The sequence below is a fragment of the Anaeromyxobacter oryzisoli genome, from assembly GCF_022690765.1.
Classification (GTDB): Bacteria; Myxococcota; Myxococcia; order Myxococcales; family Anaeromyxobacteraceae; genus Anaeromyxobacter; species Anaeromyxobacter oryzisoli.
The window spans coordinates 1-17,097 of sequence record NZ_JALCZA010000056.1; the positions used below are offsets into that span (position 1 = coordinate 1).

Consider the following 17,097-nt stretch of genomic DNA (forward strand, 5'->3'; position numbering starts at 1 on the left):
GGCCCCGGCGGCGCCGAGCCCGCAGGTCCTGCTCGCCCGCGCCCGCGCCCTGCGCGCCGAGGGGGACGTCGCGGGCGCCCGGGCGCGGCTCGAGGAGGCGGTCGGCGTCGCGCCGCCGTCCGACGAGCTCCGGATCGAGCTGGCCGATCTGCTCGTCGGCGACGGCCGGGAGCCGGACCGCGCCGCGGAGCTGCTCGCCGGCGTCGCCGCGCGCGACGGGAACGCGCGATGGTTCGCCGTCTCGGGGCAGCTCGCCGAGCTCCGCGGCGATCCGGCGGGCGCCGCGACCGACTACGCAGGGGCGCTGGCGATCGCCGACGACTCCGCGCTCCGGCTCCGCCGCGCCGTGGTCCTCGAGGCGCTCGGCCGGGCCGGCGAGGCGGTCGGGGAGCTCGAGCGGGTCCGGAAGGACCGGCCGGAGGACGCCTTCGTCCGCAGCCGGCTCGCCGCCTGCTACGAGGCGGCCGGGCGGCTCCGCGAGGCCGAGACCGAGCTGGTGGCCCTCGCCGGCGCGGCGCCGGAGCGGCCGGGCGACTGGGAGCGGCTGGCGGCGTTCTACCGCCGGACCGGGCGGCACGACGCGGCGCGCCGCGCCGAGGCGCGGGCGGACGCGGTGTCGGGCCGGCACGAGCGCAACCTGCGCCCGTTGAAGGCGACGAGGCGGTAGCGCCATGGGTCGGCGTGCTCGCGGCGGATCGGGGCGTGCCCCGCGAACGGCGTCGTTCGCCGCAGGCCGGGATCTCCTTCAGTGGTTTCGGACCCCGCCTCAGACCCCGGCTGGGGACCGGCGGGCATGCGCGGGCGGAGGCATCACCCGATCGAGCACCCAGGCGATCGCGAGGACGCGCGGGATGCCCGCGGCCAGGCTGGCGATCGCGATACCCAAAGGGGGCGAGAGGTAGACGAGCATCATGAGCCCGCCCGCGAGGGTCCACAGGGCGAGGAGGGCCCACGCGAGGGTGCGCCGCCGATGGGGGAACCCCTCGAAGGCGACGGCGAGCAGGGCGGCGATGAGGCCGTTGACCAGCGCGGCCATCACCGAGACCGTGACGAAGACCGTGGTGCGCCCGACCGCCTCGACCAGCCCGCGGAGCACCTCGCCGGAATGATCGAGGAGCAGGTAGGGAGGGGTGGTCGCGGGGAGGCGGCTGGCGAGGGCGTCGAGGACGAGGTGGATCGCGCCCGCGAGGGCGGCGAGGCGCGGGCCGGTGGCGCGGGGCGGGCCGGACATCGACGCCGTCTGTTAGCAGGTGTGGACCACGGCTCGCCACCGCGGCGGCATCTCCGCGTGGTCGCCTGGCCGGCCGGGAACCCGGTGTCTACATTCGACGCAAGGAGACGCCCCTTGCCGTACCCTGGTTCCCAGGTCGCACGCGGTCACCTGCACCTCGCCCCCGTGCCCAGCGACCGGCCCCCGGAGAACCGGCTCGCGCTGGCCCTCCGCGCGCTGCTCGCCGCGATCCGGGTCGCCTGGATCACTGCGAGGGCCTGGATCTCCGCGGCCTTCGCCCTCTCTCCGCTCCTGTGGCACAGGGCGCCGCTCGGGCGGCGGCTCCGCCCGCAGCCGCGGCGGGAGGCGCGCGTGATCCCCTTCCAGCCGCGCCGGAAGCAGGCCGCGCCGCGCTAACGTGGGGTGGCGCCCCGGAGGGCCACCCATGCGAATCGGCGTCGTCACCGAGTACTACTACCCGAGCGTCGGCGGCATCCAGGAGCACGTCTTCCACTTCGCGCGGGAGGCGCGCAGGCTCGGCCACTCGGTCAAGATCGTGACGAGCGAGATGCCGGACCTCGGCGGGCCGGGGGCGGAGGCGAGCGAGGACGTCATCCGCGTCGGCGTGAGCGCTCCGCTCTTCTACAACGGCGGCTTCGGCCGGGTGACCGGCGGGACCGGCGTCGGCGCCGCGCTCCGGGAGGTGCTCGCGCGCGAGCGCTTCGACGTGGTCCACGTCCACGCGCCCCTCACGCCGGTGCTGCCGCTCCTCGCGATCCACCACGCGACGGGGGCGGTCGTCGGGACGTTCCACACGAACTTCCGGCCGGGCCTGCTCTTCCGCCTCATGCGGGGCTCGCTGCAGCGCTACCTCGACCGGCTCGACGCCGCCGTGGCGGTCTCGAAGGCGTGCGTGGACGCGTTCCAGGACGCGCTGCACGCGGAGTTCCGGATCATCCCGAACGGGGTGGACGCCCGCCGGTTCGCGCGCGGCCGGCGGATCCGCCGCTACGACGACGGCAAGCTGAACGTGCTCTTCGTCGGCCGGCTCGAGCCGCGCAACGGGCTCGATCGGCTCATCGAGGGCTTCCACCGCGCCTGGAAGCAGATCGACGCGCGGTTGATCGTGGTCGGCGACGGGCCCCTCATGCCGCGCTACCGGGCGAGCATCCCGGCGGAGATGGAGGAGGACGTCGTGTTCGCCGGGCGGGTGCTGGACGAGCGGCCGGACTGGTACGCGACCGCGGACGTCTACTGTGCGCCGGCGCGGATCGCGAGCTTCGGCGTGACGCTCCTCGAGGCGATGAGCGCCGGGAAGCCGGTGCTCGCCTCCGACATCGAAGGCTTCCGGGAGGTGCTCCAGCACGCCCGCGAGGGCGAGCTGCTCCCGGGTGACGATCCCGCCGCCTGGGCGCGCGCGCTGGTCCGGCTGGCGCGCGAGCCGCTCCGCGGGGCGACGTACGGCGAGCGAGGCCGCCTCACCGCCCAGCGGTACGACTGGCCGGTGGTGACCCGCGAGATCCTCGGCCTGTACCGCTCGATCGGCGTCCGCGGCTGATCCGAGGGGGACGGATGCCCGCCGGCAAGCGCCTCGCCCTCGCGCTCGCCCTCGGGGGCGGCGCCGCGCTGCTCGCGCGGGCCGTCGCCCTGGCCGCGCTCCAGGCGCTCTGGGTCCGCTTCGATCTCACCGGCCGCAGCCTCCGGCGCGGCCCGGAGCACGCGCGGGCCGTCGCGCTCACGTTCGACGACGGGCCGTCCGGCGACACGCCCGCCGTGCTCGACGCCCTGGACCGGGCCGGCGTGCGCGCCACCTTCTTCGTGCTCGGGGAGGCCGCGCTCCGCCGCCCGGACCTGGTCCGGGAGATCGCCCGGCGGGGCCACGTCGTCGCCCGCCATGGCCACACCCACCGCAAGCTCCTCGCCGCCGGCCCCGCCGCGGTGGCCGACGAGCTGGACCGGTGCGCGGCGGCGATCCGCGCCGCCGGCGTGGAGCCCGCGCCGCTGTTCCGGGCGCCGCACGGCTTCCGCGGCCCGTTCCTCGGCCCCGCGCTGCGCGCCCGCCGCCTCACCCTGATCGGCTGGACCCGGGGCGTGTTCGACACCGCGCGCCCCGGCGCCGACGTGATCGCGGCGCGCGCCTGCCGCCGGATGCGCCCGGGAGAGATCCTGCTGCTGCACGACGGGTGCGGGACGCCCGGGATCGACCCGCGGCGGGACCAGACCGCCGCGGCGGTGGCGGAGATCGTGCGCCGCTGGCGGGCGGCGGGCTACACGTTCGTCACGGTGGACGCGTTCTCGCCGCACGCGGGGGCCGCATGAGCGGCCGGCTCGCCAGGCTGGAGGCGCTCGGCCAGCCCCCGCCCGATCGCCGCCGCCGGCGCGCGCTCCGGCTCCTCGGGCTCGGCGTCGTCGCGGCGTTCGCCGCCCTGGCGGCGCGTCACGTGGACCTCCGCGGGGTGCTCACCGTCCTCGCCCGGGCCGACGTCGGGCTCGTGCTGCTCGCCTGCGGCGCGAACGTGCTCTCCCTCGCGCTGCACTCGAAGCGCTGGGCGTCGGTGGTCCAGCCGCCGGGCGCGCGGCTCCGGTTCCGCGACGCCTTCGCCGCGGTGACGGCCGGCTTCGCCGCCGGCGTCGTGCTGCCGGCCCGCGCCGGCGACGTCCTGCGCGCCGCGCTGCTCGCGCGCCGGGCCCGCCTCTCCACCGCCTCGCTGCTCGCCGCGGCGGCGCTCGACTACGTGGTCGGATCCGCCGCGCTCGTGCCGCTGCTCGCGCTCGTCGCCGTCGCCATGCCGCTCCCGGCGTGGGCCCGCACCGCGCTCCTCGTCTTCGCCGGCGTCGCGGGCGCGGGGCTCGTCGCCGCGTTCGCGCTCCGCCCGACGCACCGCGCCACCGCGGAGCCGGCCACCGCCCCCGGCGAGCGGCGTGTCGGGCTCGTCGCGCGCCTGCGGTCGGGCCTCTCGGCCGCGCACGATCCCGGCGCCCTCACGCGGTCGTTCGCGTGGGGGCTCGGGGGCTGGCTGGCCGAGGTGCTCATCGCCTTGCTCTCGCTGGCCGCCCTCGGCCTCCCCGCCACCCTGCCCAACGCCGTGCTCGCCGTGGTCGCCTCCACAGCCGCGAACGTCGTGGCGGTGTCGCCGGGCAACACCGGGCCGTTCGAGCTCGCCGTCGTGGTGGCGCTGTCCGGGCTGGGCGTGGACCGCGAGTCCGCGGTGGCGTTCGCCCTCGTCTACCACCTCGCCCACCTCGCGCCCGTGACCCTCATCGGCGGGGGGCTCCTGATCGCCGAGGCCCGCCGGGAAGGTCCGGCCGGAGGGGACGCGCTGCCAGGTCCGTAGTACCCTCGAGGGGTGCTCTCGCCGCCCCAACGGCTCGAGCCGCCCCGGGAGGGCGGAGAACAGGATGACGCCGCGGCGGTCGCGGCGGCCCTCCGCGGCGATCGCGTCGGCCAGCGCGCCCTCTACGATCGGCACCGCCCGGCGGTGGCCCGGATCGCGCGTGGATTCGCGGGCCTGGACGCGGACGACGTGGACGACGTCATCCAGGACACCTTCGTCCGGGCGTTCCAGAGCCTCGCGAAGCTGGAGCAGCCCGCGCGGTTCGGGCCCTGGCTGCTCACGATCGCCCGGAACCGCGCCCTCTCCCGGCTCGCCCGCCGGCGGGCGGGCGATCAGCTCGTGGAGGAGCTCTCCCGCGAGGCGACCGCGCTGCTCGAGCCGGACCGGCTGCCGGACCCGGACGCGGAGGTGGAGCTCGAGCTGGTCCGCCGGATCATCGCCGAGCTGCCGGAGGGGGCGGAGAAGGAGACGGTCCGCCTGTTCTACGTGGAGGGCGGGCTCTCGGCGCGGGAGATCGCCGCTCGGCTCGGGGTGGGGAAGAGCGCGATCACCATGCGGCTCGAGCGGTTTCGCGCCAAGGTGAAGCGGCGGCTGCTGGCGGAAGTGGCCAGGCTGCGCGGCGAGGAGTCTGGATGATCGTGAGAGCGCACCTGACGCAGGAGACCTACCGGCGCCTCCTCGAAGGCGCGCTGTCCCCGTCCGAGGCGCGGGCGCTCGCGGAGCACCTCGCGTCCGATTGCCCGCGCTGCGAGGAGCTCCTCGAGGCGGGCGGGCGGGCGGGCGCCGATCCGCTCGACGGCCGGGTCGATCGCGCCCTCTCCGGCCTCACGGCCGCGAGGGTCGCCGACGCCGGGGACGACCTCGAGTTCGAGCGGATCCAGCGGCGGCTCGCGAGCGAGGCGAGGCGCGGCGAGCCGGAGGCCGCGCGCCCGCGCCATCGCCGCGCGTGGGGCGCCGCGGCCGCCGCCGCGCTGGTCCTCGTGGCGAGCGCCGGCGCGCTGAAGTGGGCGCGCGCGCCCAGGTCGGGCTCGGAGTCGGCCTCGTGGACCGGAGAGAAGGGGCGCGCACGCGCGGTGCCCGTCCGGCTCCGCTTCCTCGTCCTCGACCCCGCGGGCGGCATCGAGAAGGGCGTGGAGGGCGAGGCGGTCCGGGCCGGGGCGCGGCTCCAGTTCGAGATCGAGCTCGGCAGCGCGGCGGACGTCGCGCTGGTGCGCGTGCCGGCCGCCGGCGCGCCCGAGGTGTTCCTGCGCGAGCGGCTCGGTTCCGGCCTCACGACGGTCTCGGTGGGCGGTCGGCCGGCGGCGTACCCGCTCGAAGGCCTCGCCGGCGCGCAGCGGTTCGTCGCGATCGCGTCCCCGGACACGCTGGACGAGCGCGGCATCGACGCCGCCGCCCAGGCCCTCGCGCCCCCGGCCCGCCCGGACGCGGCGGCGCTGCTCGGCCTCTCGCTGGACGCGGTCGAGGTGGACGTCGCCGGGCCCTGACCGGGCCGCCGTCCGCCCGCAGGTGCTCGCGGCGCCACGTCCCCGGCCCTCGTCGCGTGGTGGCCGCGGCCCCCGAGGTGCAGCGCCGCTATGCAGAGGCGGGTGGGGACGCGTCCCGAGCAGCTCATCCGGATCGAGGGGGCCCGGCAGAACAACCTCCAGGGCGTGACGGTCCGCGTCCCCGTCGGCGCGGTCACCGCCGTGACGGGCGTCGCCGGCGCGGGCAAGTCGTCGCTCGCCTTCGACGTCCTGTACGCCGAGGGGTACCGGCGCTACGTGGAGACCTTCAGCCCGTACGCCCGCCAGTTCCTCGAGCGGCTCGATCGCCCCCGCGCCGATCGGATCGACGGCGTGCTGCCGGCCAACGCGATCGACCGGACCGCGCCCGTGCGCACCTCGCGCTCGACCGTCGGCACCATGAGCTCGATCGCCGACTACCTCCGGGCGCTCTACGCCCGCGCGGCGACGCTTCACTGCCGCGGCTGCGGCGCGCCGGTCGAGCGCGACTCGCCCTCCTCGATCGTCGAGGCGATCTCGCGCGACGCGGCCGGGCACGCGGTGCTCCTCTGCTTCGCCGTCCGCGCGGGGCAGGTCCGCCCCGCCGCGCTCCGGGACGCCGTCGGGCAGGCCGGCTTCCGCCGCGTGCTCGAGGAGGGACGCGCCGTGCCCCTCGAGGCGGCCCGGCTCGAGCCGCGGGACGGCGCGATCCGGGTGGTCGTCGATCGCGTGGAGCCCGGTCGCACGCCGCGGGCCCGGCTCGTGGACTCGATCGAGACGGCGCTCCTCGCCGGGAAGGGGCGGGTGGAGGCGCACGTCGAGGGGCGCGGCGAGCCGATGCGGTTCAGCGAGGCGCTCCACTGCGCGCGCTGCGACCTCGCCTACTCGGACCCGACCCCCGCGATCTTCTCCTTCAACAACCCGGTCGGCGCCTGCGAGACGTGCAAGGGGTTCGGCCGGACCATGGACATCGATCCGGACCTCGTCGTGCCGGATCCGCGCAAGAGCATCGCCGAGGGGTGCATCCGGCCGTTCCAGGGCGACTTCTACTCCGAGTGCCAGAGGGATCTCCTGCGCCTCCTGCGTCGGCGCGGGCTCCGGGCCGACGTCCCCTGGTCCGAGCTGCCGGCGGAGGTCCGCCGGCTCGTCTGGGAGGGAGAGCCGGGCGGGCGCGAGGAGTGGCGCACCCGGTGGTACGGGATCGAGGGCCTCTTCGAGTGGCTCGAGTCGCGGACCTACCGGATGCACGTGCGCGTGTTCCTGTCGCGCTACCGGCGCTACCTGCCCTGCCCGGACTGCAGGGGGACGCGGCTCAAGCCGGGCGCGGGCCTGTTCCGGATCGCCGGCCGGACGCTCCCCGACGTCGAGGCGCTCCCGATCTCCGAGGCGGAGCGCGCCTTTCGCGAGTGGACGCCGCCGCGCGGGGACGTCCCCGCGGCGCTGCTCCTCCGCGAGGTGCGCGCCCGCCTCGCGTACCTGTGCGACGTCGGGCTCGGCTACCTCGCGCTGGCGCGCCAGTCGCGGACGCTGTCCGGCGGCGAAGCCCAGCGCGTCACGCTCGCGACGGCGCTCGGCTCGTCCTTGACGAGCACGCTCTACGTGCTCGACGAGCCCTCGGTCGGGCTCCACGCGCGCGACGTGGCGCGCCTCGCCGGCGTCCTGCGCCGGCTCGCGGCCGCCGGCAACGCCGTGGTCGTCGTGGAGCACGATCCCGCGCTCGTCTCGGCCGCGGACCACGTCATCGACCTCGGCCCGGGTCCCGGGCGCGAGGGCGGCAAGGTCGTGTACGAGGGACCGCTCCCCGGGCTGCTCCGGGCGCCGGGCTCGAGGACGGGAGCCTGGCTCGCCGGGCGCCTGCGCATGCCCGCGCCGCCCGAACGGCGCGTGCCCGGCGGCCGCGCCCTGCGCGTCGTCCGCGCGCGGGAGAACAACCTCCACGACCTCACGGTCGAGATCCCGCTCGGCCTCCTCGTGTGCGTGACGGGCGTGTCCGGCTCGGGGAAGTCCACCCTCGTGGACCAGGTGCTGTACCGGAACCTGCGGCGCGGGCTCGGGCTCTCCGAGCCGGAGCCCGGGGCGTGCGACGGGGTCCTCGGCGTCGAGCACGTCGCGGGCGCCGTCCTCGTCGACCAGTCGCCCCTCGGCCGCTCGTCGCGGGTGAACGCGGCGACCTACATCGGCGCGCTCGCCCCGATCCGCGAGGCGTTCGCCGCGACGGACGCGGCGCGCGAGCGCGGGCTCGGCGCGGCGGCGTTCTCGTTCAACTCCGCCGCGGGCGCGTGCCCCGCCTGCGAGGGCGCGGGCTACGAGAAGGTCGAGCTGCAGTTCCTCCCCGACGCCTACGTCCGCTGCCCGGCGTGCGACGGGCGCCGGTACCGTCCCGAGGTGCTCGAGATCCGCTGCCGCGGCCACACCGTCGTCGAGCTCCTCGACCTGCCGGCGAAGGACGTGGCGCGCGTCTTCGCCGACGACGCGCGCGTCGTCCGGGCGCTCCGGCCGCTCCTCGACATCGGCCTCGGCTATCTCTCGCTGTCGCAGGCGGCCCCCACGCTCTCCGGCGGCGAGGCGCAGCGGCTGAAGCTCGCGGCCCACCTCGCCCGCGGCGAGGAGGAGCGGAACCTCGTCTTCGTGCTCGACGAGCCCACGACCGGCCTCCACGCCTCGGACGTCTCCGTCCTCCTCGCGGCGCTGCACCGGCTGGTGACGCTCGGTCACTCCGTCGTCGTCGTCGAGCACGACGTGGAGGTGGCGCTCTCCGCGGACTGGATCGTCGACCTCGGCCCCGAGGGCGGCGACGCGGGCGGCACGCTCGTCGGGGAGGGGCCGGCGGAGCGCGTCGCGGAGCTGGACACGCCCACGGGGCGGATGTTGAGGGGCGCGCTCGCGCGGACGCGCGGGGGCGCCGCGCGACGTGCTCGGGGCGAACGCACCGCCGCGCGCCGTCCCGAGCGCGGGGGTCGCGCGCGGCTCGACCGGCCGGACGGTGGGGAGATCCTCGTCCAGGGCGCGCGCGAGCACAACCTCGCCGGCGTGGAGGTGCGGATCCCGCGCGAGGCCCTCGTGGCGGTGACCGGCGTCTCCGGCTCGGGGAAGTCGACGCTCGCCTTCGACGTGCTCTACGCCGAAGGCCAGCGACGCTTCCTCGACTGCCTCCCGACGTACGCGCGGCAGTTCATCCGCCCGCTGGCGCGGCCGGACGTGGACCGGATCGAGCGCGTGCCGCCGACGGTCGCGCTCGAGCAGAAGCTCTCGCGCGGCTCGCCGCTCTCGACCGTCGGCACCGCGTCGGAGGCGTACCACTACCTCCGGCTCCTCTTCGCGTTCCTGGGCGTCCCGCACTGCCCGCGCTGCGGGATCGCGGCGGAGGTCGCCTCGCCCGCCACGATCGCGGGGCGCATCGCGCGGGACCTCGCGGGCGAGGACGTGCTCGTGCTCGCGCCCGTGGTGCGGAAGCGCAAGGGCGCGCACCGCGCCGTGTTCGCGGCGCTCCACCGCCGGGGCGTCGCCGGGGTGCGCGTGGACGGCGTCCTCCTCGACGTCGCCCATCCGCCGCGGCTCGACCGCTGGCAGCTCCACGACGTCGAGGCGGTGGTCGAGCGGGTGCCGCCCGGTCCCGGGAGGCTGGGCCGGATCCGGTCGGCGGTGACCCGGGCCCTCGAGGCCGGGGGCGGGACGCTCGTCGCGGCGGCGCGCGGGCGGCCGGACGCGCTCTACTCGTCGCGCCGCGCCTGCCCAGGATGCGGCGCGGGGCTCCCCGTGCCCGATCCGCGCCTGTTCACCTTCACGCAGCGCTTCGGCGCGTGCGCCGCCTGCGAGGGGCTCGGGATCGATCCGTCGCGGTGGGAGCGCGTCCCCTGCCGCGCCTGCGGGGGCACGCGGCTTCGCGCCGAGGCGCTCGCGGTCCGGATCGGCGGCGAGAGCATCGGCGACGTGGCGCGGCGCACGGTGCGCGAGGCGCGCGCCTGGATCTCGGCGCTCCGCCGGCGCGGCGGGCTCCGGGAGGAGGGGCTCGCCCGCCACGGGACCTCGGACGAGGGAGACGGCTCCGCCGCGTCGGTCGTCCTCGAGCGCGTCCTCCCCGATCTCGCGCAGCGGCTCGCGCTCGTGGACGAGCTCGGCGTCGGCTACCTCACGCTCGATCGCGGCATGGACACGCTCGCCACCGGCGAGGCGCAGCGGATTCGCATCGCGGCCGCGCTCGCGTCGAACCTGCGCGGCGTCTGCTACGTCCTCGACGAGCCCACGGTGGGCCTCCACCCCCGCGACACCGAGGCGCTCACGCGGGCCCTCGCTGCGCTGCGCGATCGGGCGAACACCGTCGTCGTCGTCGAGCACGACGAGGCCGTCGTGCGCGCCGCCGATCACGTCATCGACCTCGGCCCCGGCGCGGGCCCCCACGGCGGGCGGGTCATCGCGGCCGGCACGCCGGGCGCGGTGGCGCGCGCGGCGGGATCCGTCACGGGCCTGTGGCTCCGCGGCGGAGGAGGGCGCCCGGCGTGGCCGCGGAGGCCGCTCGCGGGCGCCGCGCGCCTGCGGATCACGGGCGCGCGGCTGCACAACCTCCGCGGCGTGGACGTCGAGATCCCGCTCGGGCGCCTCGTGTGCGTCACCGGACCGAGCGGCTCCGGGAAGTCCACGCTCGTCCGCGACGTCCTTCACCCGGCGCTCGTCGCGCGCGCCGCCGGCGCGGCGCCCCCGCCCGTCCTGGACGGCCTCGTCGTGCCCGGCCCCGTCGCCCGCGCGCTCGTCGTGGACGAGTCGCCGATCGGCCGCACCCCGCGCTCGGTCCCCGCGACCTACGTCGGCGTGATGGACCCGATCCGCCGGATCTTCGCGGAGACGCCGGAGGCGCGGGTCCGCGGCTACGGCGCCGGCCGGTTCTCGTTCAACGTCGCGGGGGGTCGGTGCGAGCGCTGCGAGGGCCAGGGGCGGCTGCGCGTGACGATGCCGCTCCTCCCCGAGGTCTACGTCGCGTGCGAGGCCTGCGGCGCGCGTCGCTACAACGCGGACACCGTCGCGGTCTCGCTCCGCGGGAAGAGCATCGCGGACGTCCTCGCCATGACGGTGGACGAGGCGCGGGAGCTGTTCGCGTCGTTTCCGGGCGTGCGCTGGCCCCTCGAGTTCGTCTCCGAGATCGGGCTCGGGTACCTCCGGCTCGGCCAGCCCAGCCCGACCCTCTCCGGCGGCGAGGCCCAGCGGATCAAGATCGCGGCCGAGCTGGTCGGGGCGCGGGGGGGCCATTGCGTGTACCTCCTCGACGAGCCCACGACGGGCCTGCACATGGCGGACGTGGCGCGCCTGATCGCGGCGCTGCACCGGCTGGTCGAGCGGGGGCACACGGTCGTCGTGATCGAGCACAACCTCGATCTCGTCGCGGCGAGCGACTGCGTCGTCGATCTCGGGCCCGAAGGCGGCGACGCCGGCGGCCGCGTCGTCGCCTGGGGCACGCCGGAGGAGGTCGCCGGCTCGCGGACGTCGCGGACGGCGCCGTACCTCCGCCCGTTCCTCCAGCGCGCCGCGCGCCGTGCGGCGCCCGCCGCGGCGGCGAGGTGAGCCCGCTCGCCGCAGGCGCCGCGACGAGGGCCGCCCACGGACCCCCGTCTCGCCGCGAATCCGCGCTACAATCGGGGCCCGATGCGGATCCGGTCCGGCCTCCTCGCCCTCGCGGCGGCGCTCGTCGCGCTCACCGGCTGTGCCGGGAACGCGCAGATCGCGAAGGGGCGGCTCGTCCCGATCGACGTGCCGCGGGAGCGGCTCGAGGCGGCGCACGCGCCGCGGCGGATCGCGCTCCTGGTCGGGATCAAGGAGTTCGACGATCAGCGGTGGCACCCGCTCCGGTTCGCCGAGGCGGACGTGCAGGACCTCGCCGCCGTGCTGCAGGATCGCTCCCTCGGCGCGTTCGACGAGGTCCGGATCCTCTCCTCCAGCCCGGGGCACGAGGAGATCCTGCGGGCGCTCCGCGCGCTCGCCGAGGTGGACCGGGACGAGCGCGACACCGTGCTCGTCTACTTCTCCGCGCACGGCACGCTGGCGCGGGACGGGGTGGGCCAGCTCCGCCGGTACCTGGTCGCCCACGACACCCGCGCGTCCGACGTCCCCTCGACCGGGATCGCGATGGACGAGATCAAGGCCGCGTTCGACCGGCTCCGGTCGCGCCGCAAGGTGCTCGTGCTCGCCACCTGCCACTCCGGCTCCGGCAAGTCGCTCCTCCCGGAGGGTTTGCAGCGGGAGCTCGCCGGGATCAAGGGCGGCTTCTTCGTGCGGCCGATCGAGGAGGTCTCTCGCGCGAGCGTCGTCCTCGCCGCGGCCGACTGGGGCGAGGCCGCGCGTGAGGACGAGAGGCTCGGGAACGACATCTACACGCACTTCTTCGTGGAGGCGCTCCGCTCCGGCGCCGATCGGAACGGCGACGGCGCGATCACCGTCTCGGAGGCGCACGACTACGCACGGCGGACGACGTACGCCTACACGGAGGGACGTCAGCGCCCGAGCGCGGAGTCCACCGAGGTGGGCGTGGATCCGATCGTGCTCGTCGGGAGGGTGGCGCGCGCCGGCAAGCCGGAGCTCTACAGCTACTCCGCCCGGCTCGACGGCTTCACGGTCCGCGTCAATGGTCGGCCGCTCGCGGATCTCCCCGGCGGCGTCGCCGTGGAGCCCGGTCGCCTGCGGATCCAGGTGTCGAAGGGCATCGGCCCGGAGATCCTGGACGAGACGCTCCGGCTCGGCCCCGGCGATCGGATCGACGTCGAGACGCTCCTCTCGCGCAGCGGGGGGCGCTGGGAGGTGGCGCCCCGGGTCGCGCTCCTCGGCTTCCTCGACGCGCGGAGCCGGCGCGAGGTGCTCGGGGTCGTCCCGGGCTGGGGCGCGGCGGTGTCGCTGCGCGGGTGGCCGGCGCCGTCCCTCTCGCTCCGGCTCGACGCGACGACCGCGTTCGGCCGGTCCCGGCTCGAGAGCGGGGCGGGCTCGGCGCCGTTCGGGTACCAGGCGATCACGGGAGGCGTGTCGCTCCCGTGGCGGTTCGAGCCCGCGGGGCTCCACGGCGGCGCGCTGCTCGCCGGACCGCGGCTCTCGGCGGTCTGGCTCGAGCGGCGGTTCGACCTCGCGCTCGCGCCGCCCCGGCAGAGCCTGTTCACGTTCATGCCGGGCCTGCTCGTCGGGACCGACCTCCCCATCGGCGGCGGCTTTCGCGCCGGGGCGGAGCTGCACCTCGACTGGATGGTCGTCCAGGTGGACGGCGAGAACCGCTCGAGCGGCTTCGCCGAGCTCCTCGGCGGGGTGGGGTACCGGTTCTGACGAATGGAGCGTGGCCGAACGGCGGTCCGCGAGGTCGGACGCGGGGGAGGAGGCTCGTCTTGCGCCGTATCGTGACCGTCGGTTCATTCCTGCTCGTCGTCGCCTGCGGCGGCCTCACGACGCCCGATCTCCGCACCGGCGTGGTGCAGGGGAGGATCCTCGGCGCGTCCACCGCCGGCTACGTCTACCCGGCCGGCCACCCCGAGCTGAAGGTCGCGCTCGCGGCGGACGGCGCGTTCCGGCTCACCTTGCCCGCCGGCGCCCAGTCGCTGGTCGTGTACGACGGGACCTTCCAGATGGATCCCGCCACCGACGCGATCACGAGCTTCGGGCACGCCGACGTGGTGGACGTCGAGGTCGCCGGCGCCGACGTCCTCGACCTCGGCGACCGCGACGCGGAGGCGCTGCCCGTCGCGGGCGGCGTGCTCGCCGGGGTGCGCGGCGAGAGCGGCGCGCTCACCACGAACCCGCGGTTCCGGCTGGTCGGGGTCGAGCCGGAGGTCGCGAGCGTGGGCGCGTCCTCGGTCTTCTTCGCGGCGCTGCCGCCCGGCACGTACCAGCTCGACGTGGCCGTGGCCGGGTTCGTGGACGGCACGCTCTCCGTGGCCGTCTCCTCCGGGCAGACCGTGGCGTACGACGTCGAGGTCCTCGTGGACCAGGCCGCCGAGGTGAAGGGCTGCGCCGTCGCCCTCTCGCTCGGGGCGGCGACCGGGTGCGACGGCGACGGGCTCGCGTGCAACGCGGGCGACGGCCGCTGCTACCCGACCGATCCCACGACCTGCAGCAGGGTGTGCAACAGCGACCTGGACTGCCTCGCCGGGGTCCCCTGCGTGAACAACGCCTGCACCCCGCTCGTGGACTGCCGCACCTACCTCGCCGTCGCCGGCTCCTCCTGCGTTGACGACGACCCGTGCACGGCGGCCCTCGCCGGCGGCGTCTGCTTCACCCCGGACGACCACACCGCCGGGTTCTGCTCCGCGGCGTGCACCATCGACAGGCAGTGCGTCGGGTTCGGCGCGGGCGCGGTCTGCACGAGCGATCACTGCCGCCCGGCGTTGCCGTAGCGCGCCGGGCGTCCGGCCGCGAGCGGTTCGCCCTGCGCGCCGGGTCCGAACCGCGGTAGAAAGGGGGCCGACTTCCACGAGAGGGCACCCGATGAAGCTCGTCTCCAGCATCGCGCTCGTGCTGCTCGCCGGCTGCGCCACCGGCGGGCCCCGGCCGGAGGAGCACGCGCGGCCGCGCCAGGACCTGGTGCCGGTGAGTCGCGCGCTCCTCGCCATCGACGCCGCCGATCGCAAGGACGACATCGCGGCGCAGCGCGCGCGCTGGAGCCAGGCAGCCGACGCGGCGCCGCGCGATCCGGTGCCGCGCTTCCTCGCGATCTCCGCGCAGCCGCCCGGCGAGGACCGCTGGGAGGAGTTCAAGAACCTGGCCGCCACGCACCCGGACTCCGCCCTCGGGCAGCTCGGGATGGCGCGCACGTACGTCTCCTGGAACACGCTCGACCAGGCGGATCGCGCCGTCGTCCGGGCGCTCGAGCTCGAGCCGGACAACTGGCTCGCGGTGCTGGCCCGGGCGCAGGTCTCGGAGCGGCGCGAGCGGCTCGAGGCGGCGGCCGCGGACTACCGCGTGGTCCTGTCGGCCGACCCCGCCAACCCGGACGCGCACCTCGGTCTCGCGCGGGTCGCCCGCGCCGCGGGCGATCTCCAGCAGGCCGAGTCCGAGGCGATCGCGGCCCTCAAGGCGGAGCCGGATCTCTTCGGCGCGTACGCGCTCCTCGGCGAGCTCGCCTCCTCGCGCGACGACGCGGTGACCGCGGCGGACTACTGGACCGGCGCGGTCGAGGCCTCGCCGCGGGATCGGAACGCGCGCGTGACCCTGGCCCGGCTCCTGGAGAAGCGGGGCGACGCCGCCGGCGCGGCGGAGCAGTGGAAGGCCGCGGTCGCGCTCAAGGAGGACCCCGACGCCCTCGCGGCGCTCGCGCACGCCGCGCGCGCCGTGCACGACCAGGCCACCGAGCAGCGCGCCCTCGAGCGGCTGTCGGCGGTGGACCCGTCCGCCGGCGAGTGGCGCCGCATCGCCGAGATCCGCCTCGCCTCGCAGGACTTCGACGGCGCGGAGAAGGCGCTGCGCCGCGCGCTCGGGAGCGACCCGCGCGACGCGCAGGCGAACCTCGCGCTCGGGCGCGTCCACTCCGCCCGCGGCGACCTCCAGCAGGCGCTCGAGGCGTTCCGCGCCGCCGGCGAGCCGGGGCGGGCCGAGCGCGAGACGCTCGAGCGGCGGCTCAACATAGAGCGGGTCGCGCGCCCCGACGTGAACCAGCTCCAGCGCGCCGTCCAGGCGCTGGTGGATCGGACCTACCGCGCCCGCCTCGCCGAGGCGCCGTCGCTCTCCGGCGCCCTGCGGCTCCGCGTCACCGCCGACGCCGCCGGCGCCGCCACGCTCGTCGAGGTGCTGGAGGACTCGGTGCACGATCCCGACGTCCGCGCCTGCGCCTACTGGAACCTCAAGGATGCCTCCTATCCGCCGAACCGGCCGGGCCGGTACGCGTTCACGTTCGCCTTCCGCCGCTAGGCGGCGCGCCGCCCCGGCCGGGACCGGGCGGGTCGCCGCCGGGCTCGACGTGCTCGCGCGCGGGCGGTTCCGCGCGCTCCGCGGCCGGCGCGTCGGCCTGGTGTGCAACCCCACCGCGGTGACGCGCGGGCTCGTCCACGCGGCCGATCTCCTCGCCGCCGCGCCGGGCGTGTCGCTCGGCGCCCTCTTCGGCCCGGAGCACGGCGTCCGGGGCGACGCGCAGTACATGGCGGCGGTCGGGGGAGAGCGGGATCCGCGGACCGGCGTCCCGGTCCACTCCCTCTACGGCGAGACGGTGGAGTCGCTGAGGCCGCGCCCGGAGGCGCTCGCCGGGCTCGACGCGCTCGTGTTCGACATCCAGGACGTCGGCACGCGCTACTACACGTACCAGGCCACGATGATGCTCTGCATGGAGGCGGCGGCCGCGGCCCGGATCGGCTTCGTCGTCCTCGACCGCCCCAACCCCATCGACGGCGTGCACGTCGAGGGGCCGCGCCTGCGCCCCGGCTTCGAGAGCTTCTGCGGCCTGCACGACCTCGCCGTGCGCCACGGCCTGACCGTCGGCGAGCTCGCGCTCCTGTTCCGCGCGGAGCGCCGCCTCGACGTCCAGCTCGAGATCGTGCCGTGCGAGGGGTGGCGGCGCGCGCTGCGCTTCCGGGAGACCGGGCTCCCCTGGGTGTTCCCCTCGCCGAACATGCCGACGCCCGAGACGGCGCTCGTCTACCCGGGCATGTGCCTGCTCGAGGGGACGAACCTCTCCGAGGGCCGCGGCACGACTCGCCCCTTCGAGCTGTTCGGCGCGCCGTGGCTCGACGCCTACCGCCTCGCCGGCGATCTCGCGCGCGAGCGGCTGCCGGGGATCGCCTTCCGACCGGTGAGCTTCGTCCCGACCTGGGACAAGCACGCGGGGGTCCGCTGCCACGGCGTCGAGCTGTCCGTGACCGATCCGGCCCGCCTCCGCCCGTTCCGGACCGGCCTCGCCTGCGTCGTGCACGCCCGGGCCCAGGCGCCGGACCGGTTCGCGTGGCGGACCGAGCCGTACGAGTTCGTGCGGGACGTCCCCGCGTTCGACCTCCTCTGCGGGTCGGACCGGGAGCGGCGCGCGATCGAGGCGGGCGCCGCCGTGGCCGAGCTCGCCCGGGCGTTCGCCCCGGAGGAGCGCGCCTTCGAGCGGCGGCGCCGCCCCCACCTGCGCTACGAGTAG

The 17,097-nt window shown here is 76.7% G+C and carries 13 protein-coding genes; 12 read left to right on the plus strand and 1 reads right to left on the minus strand.

Features of this window, described 5'->3' with window-relative positions; all coding sequences use genetic code 11:
• The coding region (locus MNZ27_RS16400) for a tetratricopeptide repeat protein (protein WP_242395172.1) at window positions 1-667 on the plus strand (667 nt) is incomplete at its 5' end.
• A gap of 99 nt (window positions 668-766) precedes the next feature.
• On the opposite strand, the gene MNZ27_RS16405 is transcribed toward MNZ27_RS16400, so the two are convergent.
• Complete coding sequence (locus MNZ27_RS16405; protein WP_242395173.1) at window positions 767-1,231, minus strand: hypothetical protein; 465 nt, start codon at window positions 1,229-1,231, stop codon at window positions 767-769.
• A 114-nt stretch (window positions 1,232-1,345) separates the two neighbouring features.
• Here MNZ27_RS16405 and MNZ27_RS16410 point away from each other — a divergent pair, with 114 nt between their 5' ends.
• The 11 genes from MNZ27_RS16410 (at window position 1,346) to MNZ27_RS16460 (ending at window position 17,097) form a co-directional block, all read left to right on the plus strand.
• Window positions 1,346-1,627 (plus strand): hypothetical protein, encoded by a 282-nt coding sequence (locus MNZ27_RS16410; protein ID WP_242395174.1) that lies wholly within the window; start codon window positions 1,346-1,348, stop codon window positions 1,625-1,627.
• Between the two features lie 28 nt (window positions 1,628-1,655).
• Window positions 1,656-2,768, plus strand: a complete 1,113-nt coding sequence (locus MNZ27_RS16415; RefSeq protein WP_242395175.1) for a glycosyltransferase family 4 protein — start codon at window positions 1,656-1,658, stop codon at window positions 2,766-2,768.
• Window positions 2,769-2,782: 14 nt separating this feature from the next.
• Window positions 2,783-3,529, plus strand: a complete 747-nt coding sequence (locus MNZ27_RS16420; RefSeq protein ID WP_242395176.1) for a polysaccharide deacetylase family protein — start codon at window positions 2,783-2,785, stop codon at window positions 3,527-3,529.
• A complete protein-coding gene (locus MNZ27_RS16425) occupies window positions 3,526-4,545 on the plus strand; it encodes a lysylphosphatidylglycerol synthase transmembrane domain-containing protein (protein ID WP_242395177.1) in 1,020 nt (339 codons plus the stop codon). The genes MNZ27_RS16420 and MNZ27_RS16425 overlap by 4 nt, the downstream gene beginning before the upstream one ends.
• Window positions 4,546-4,557: 12 nt before the next feature.
• Window positions 4,558-5,181: an RNA polymerase sigma factor gene (locus MNZ27_RS16430; RefSeq protein WP_242395178.1), complete on the plus strand. Its 624-nt coding sequence runs from the start codon at window positions 4,558-4,560 to the stop codon at window positions 5,179-5,181.
• Window positions 5,178-6,029 carry a zf-HC2 domain-containing protein gene (locus MNZ27_RS16435; protein ID WP_242395179.1) on the plus strand — a complete coding sequence of 284 codons (852 nt, stop codon included), beginning with the start codon at window positions 5,178-5,180 and terminating at the stop codon, window positions 6,027-6,029. Before MNZ27_RS16430 ends, MNZ27_RS16435 begins: the two co-directional genes overlap by 4 nt.
• Window positions 6,030-6,131: 102 nt before the next feature.
• Window positions 6,132-11,579, plus strand: coding sequence for an excinuclease ABC subunit UvrA (uvrA, locus tag MNZ27_RS16440; RefSeq protein ID WP_242395180.1), 5,448 nt, complete (start codon window positions 6,132-6,134; stop codon window positions 11,577-11,579).
• 81 nt (window positions 11,580-11,660) lie between these two features.
• Window positions 11,661-13,319 carry a caspase family protein gene (locus tag MNZ27_RS16445; RefSeq protein ID WP_242395181.1) on the plus strand — a complete coding sequence of 553 codons (1,659 nt, stop codon included), beginning with the start codon at window positions 11,661-11,663 and terminating at the stop codon, window positions 13,317-13,319.
• A gap of 59 nt (window positions 13,320-13,378) precedes the next feature.
• Window positions 13,379-14,383 (plus strand): hypothetical protein, encoded by a 1,005-nt coding sequence (locus tag MNZ27_RS16450; protein ID WP_242395182.1) that lies wholly within the window; start codon window positions 13,379-13,381, stop codon window positions 14,381-14,383.
• A gap of 91 nt (window positions 14,384-14,474) precedes the next feature.
• The gene (locus tag MNZ27_RS16455) at window positions 14,475-15,893 is read left to right on the plus strand and encodes a tetratricopeptide repeat protein (RefSeq protein ID WP_242395183.1); all 1,419 of its coding nucleotides are present in this window, start codon (window positions 14,475-14,477) and stop codon (window positions 15,891-15,893) included.
• Between the two features lie 49 nt (window positions 15,894-15,942).
• Window positions 15,943-17,097 carry an exo-beta-N-acetylmuramidase NamZ family protein gene (locus MNZ27_RS16460; protein WP_242395184.1) on the plus strand — a complete coding sequence of 385 codons (1,155 nt, stop codon included), beginning with the start codon at window positions 15,943-15,945 and terminating at the stop codon, window positions 17,095-17,097.

Bases quoted from the DNA above. Each gene is read 5' to 3' on its own strand.
- MNZ27_RS16405 (WP_242395173.1), bottom strand. From the start codon at position 1,231: ATGTCCGGCCCGCCCCGCGCCACCGGCCCGCGCCTCGCCGCCCTCGCG.
- MNZ27_RS16415 (WP_242395175.1), top strand. From the start codon at position 1,656: ATGCGAATCGGCGTCGTCACCGAGTACTACTACCCGAGCGTCGGCGGC.
- MNZ27_RS16420 (WP_242395176.1), top strand. From the start codon at position 2,783: ATGCCCGCCGGCAAGCGCCTCGCCCTCGCGCTCGCCCTCGGGGGCGGC.
- MNZ27_RS16425 (WP_242395177.1), top strand. From the start codon at position 3,526: ATGAGCGGCCGGCTCGCCAGGCTGGAGGCGCTCGGCCAGCCCCCGCCC.
- MNZ27_RS16435 (WP_242395179.1), top strand. From the start codon at position 5,178: ATGATCGTGAGAGCGCACCTGACGCAGGAGACCTACCGGCGCCTCCTC.
- MNZ27_RS16445 (WP_242395181.1), top strand. From the start codon at position 11,661: ATGCGGATCCGGTCCGGCCTCCTCGCCCTCGCGGCGGCGCTCGTCGCG.
- MNZ27_RS16455 (WP_242395183.1), top strand. From the start codon at position 14,475: ATGAAGCTCGTCTCCAGCATCGCGCTCGTGCTGCTCGCCGGCTGCGCC.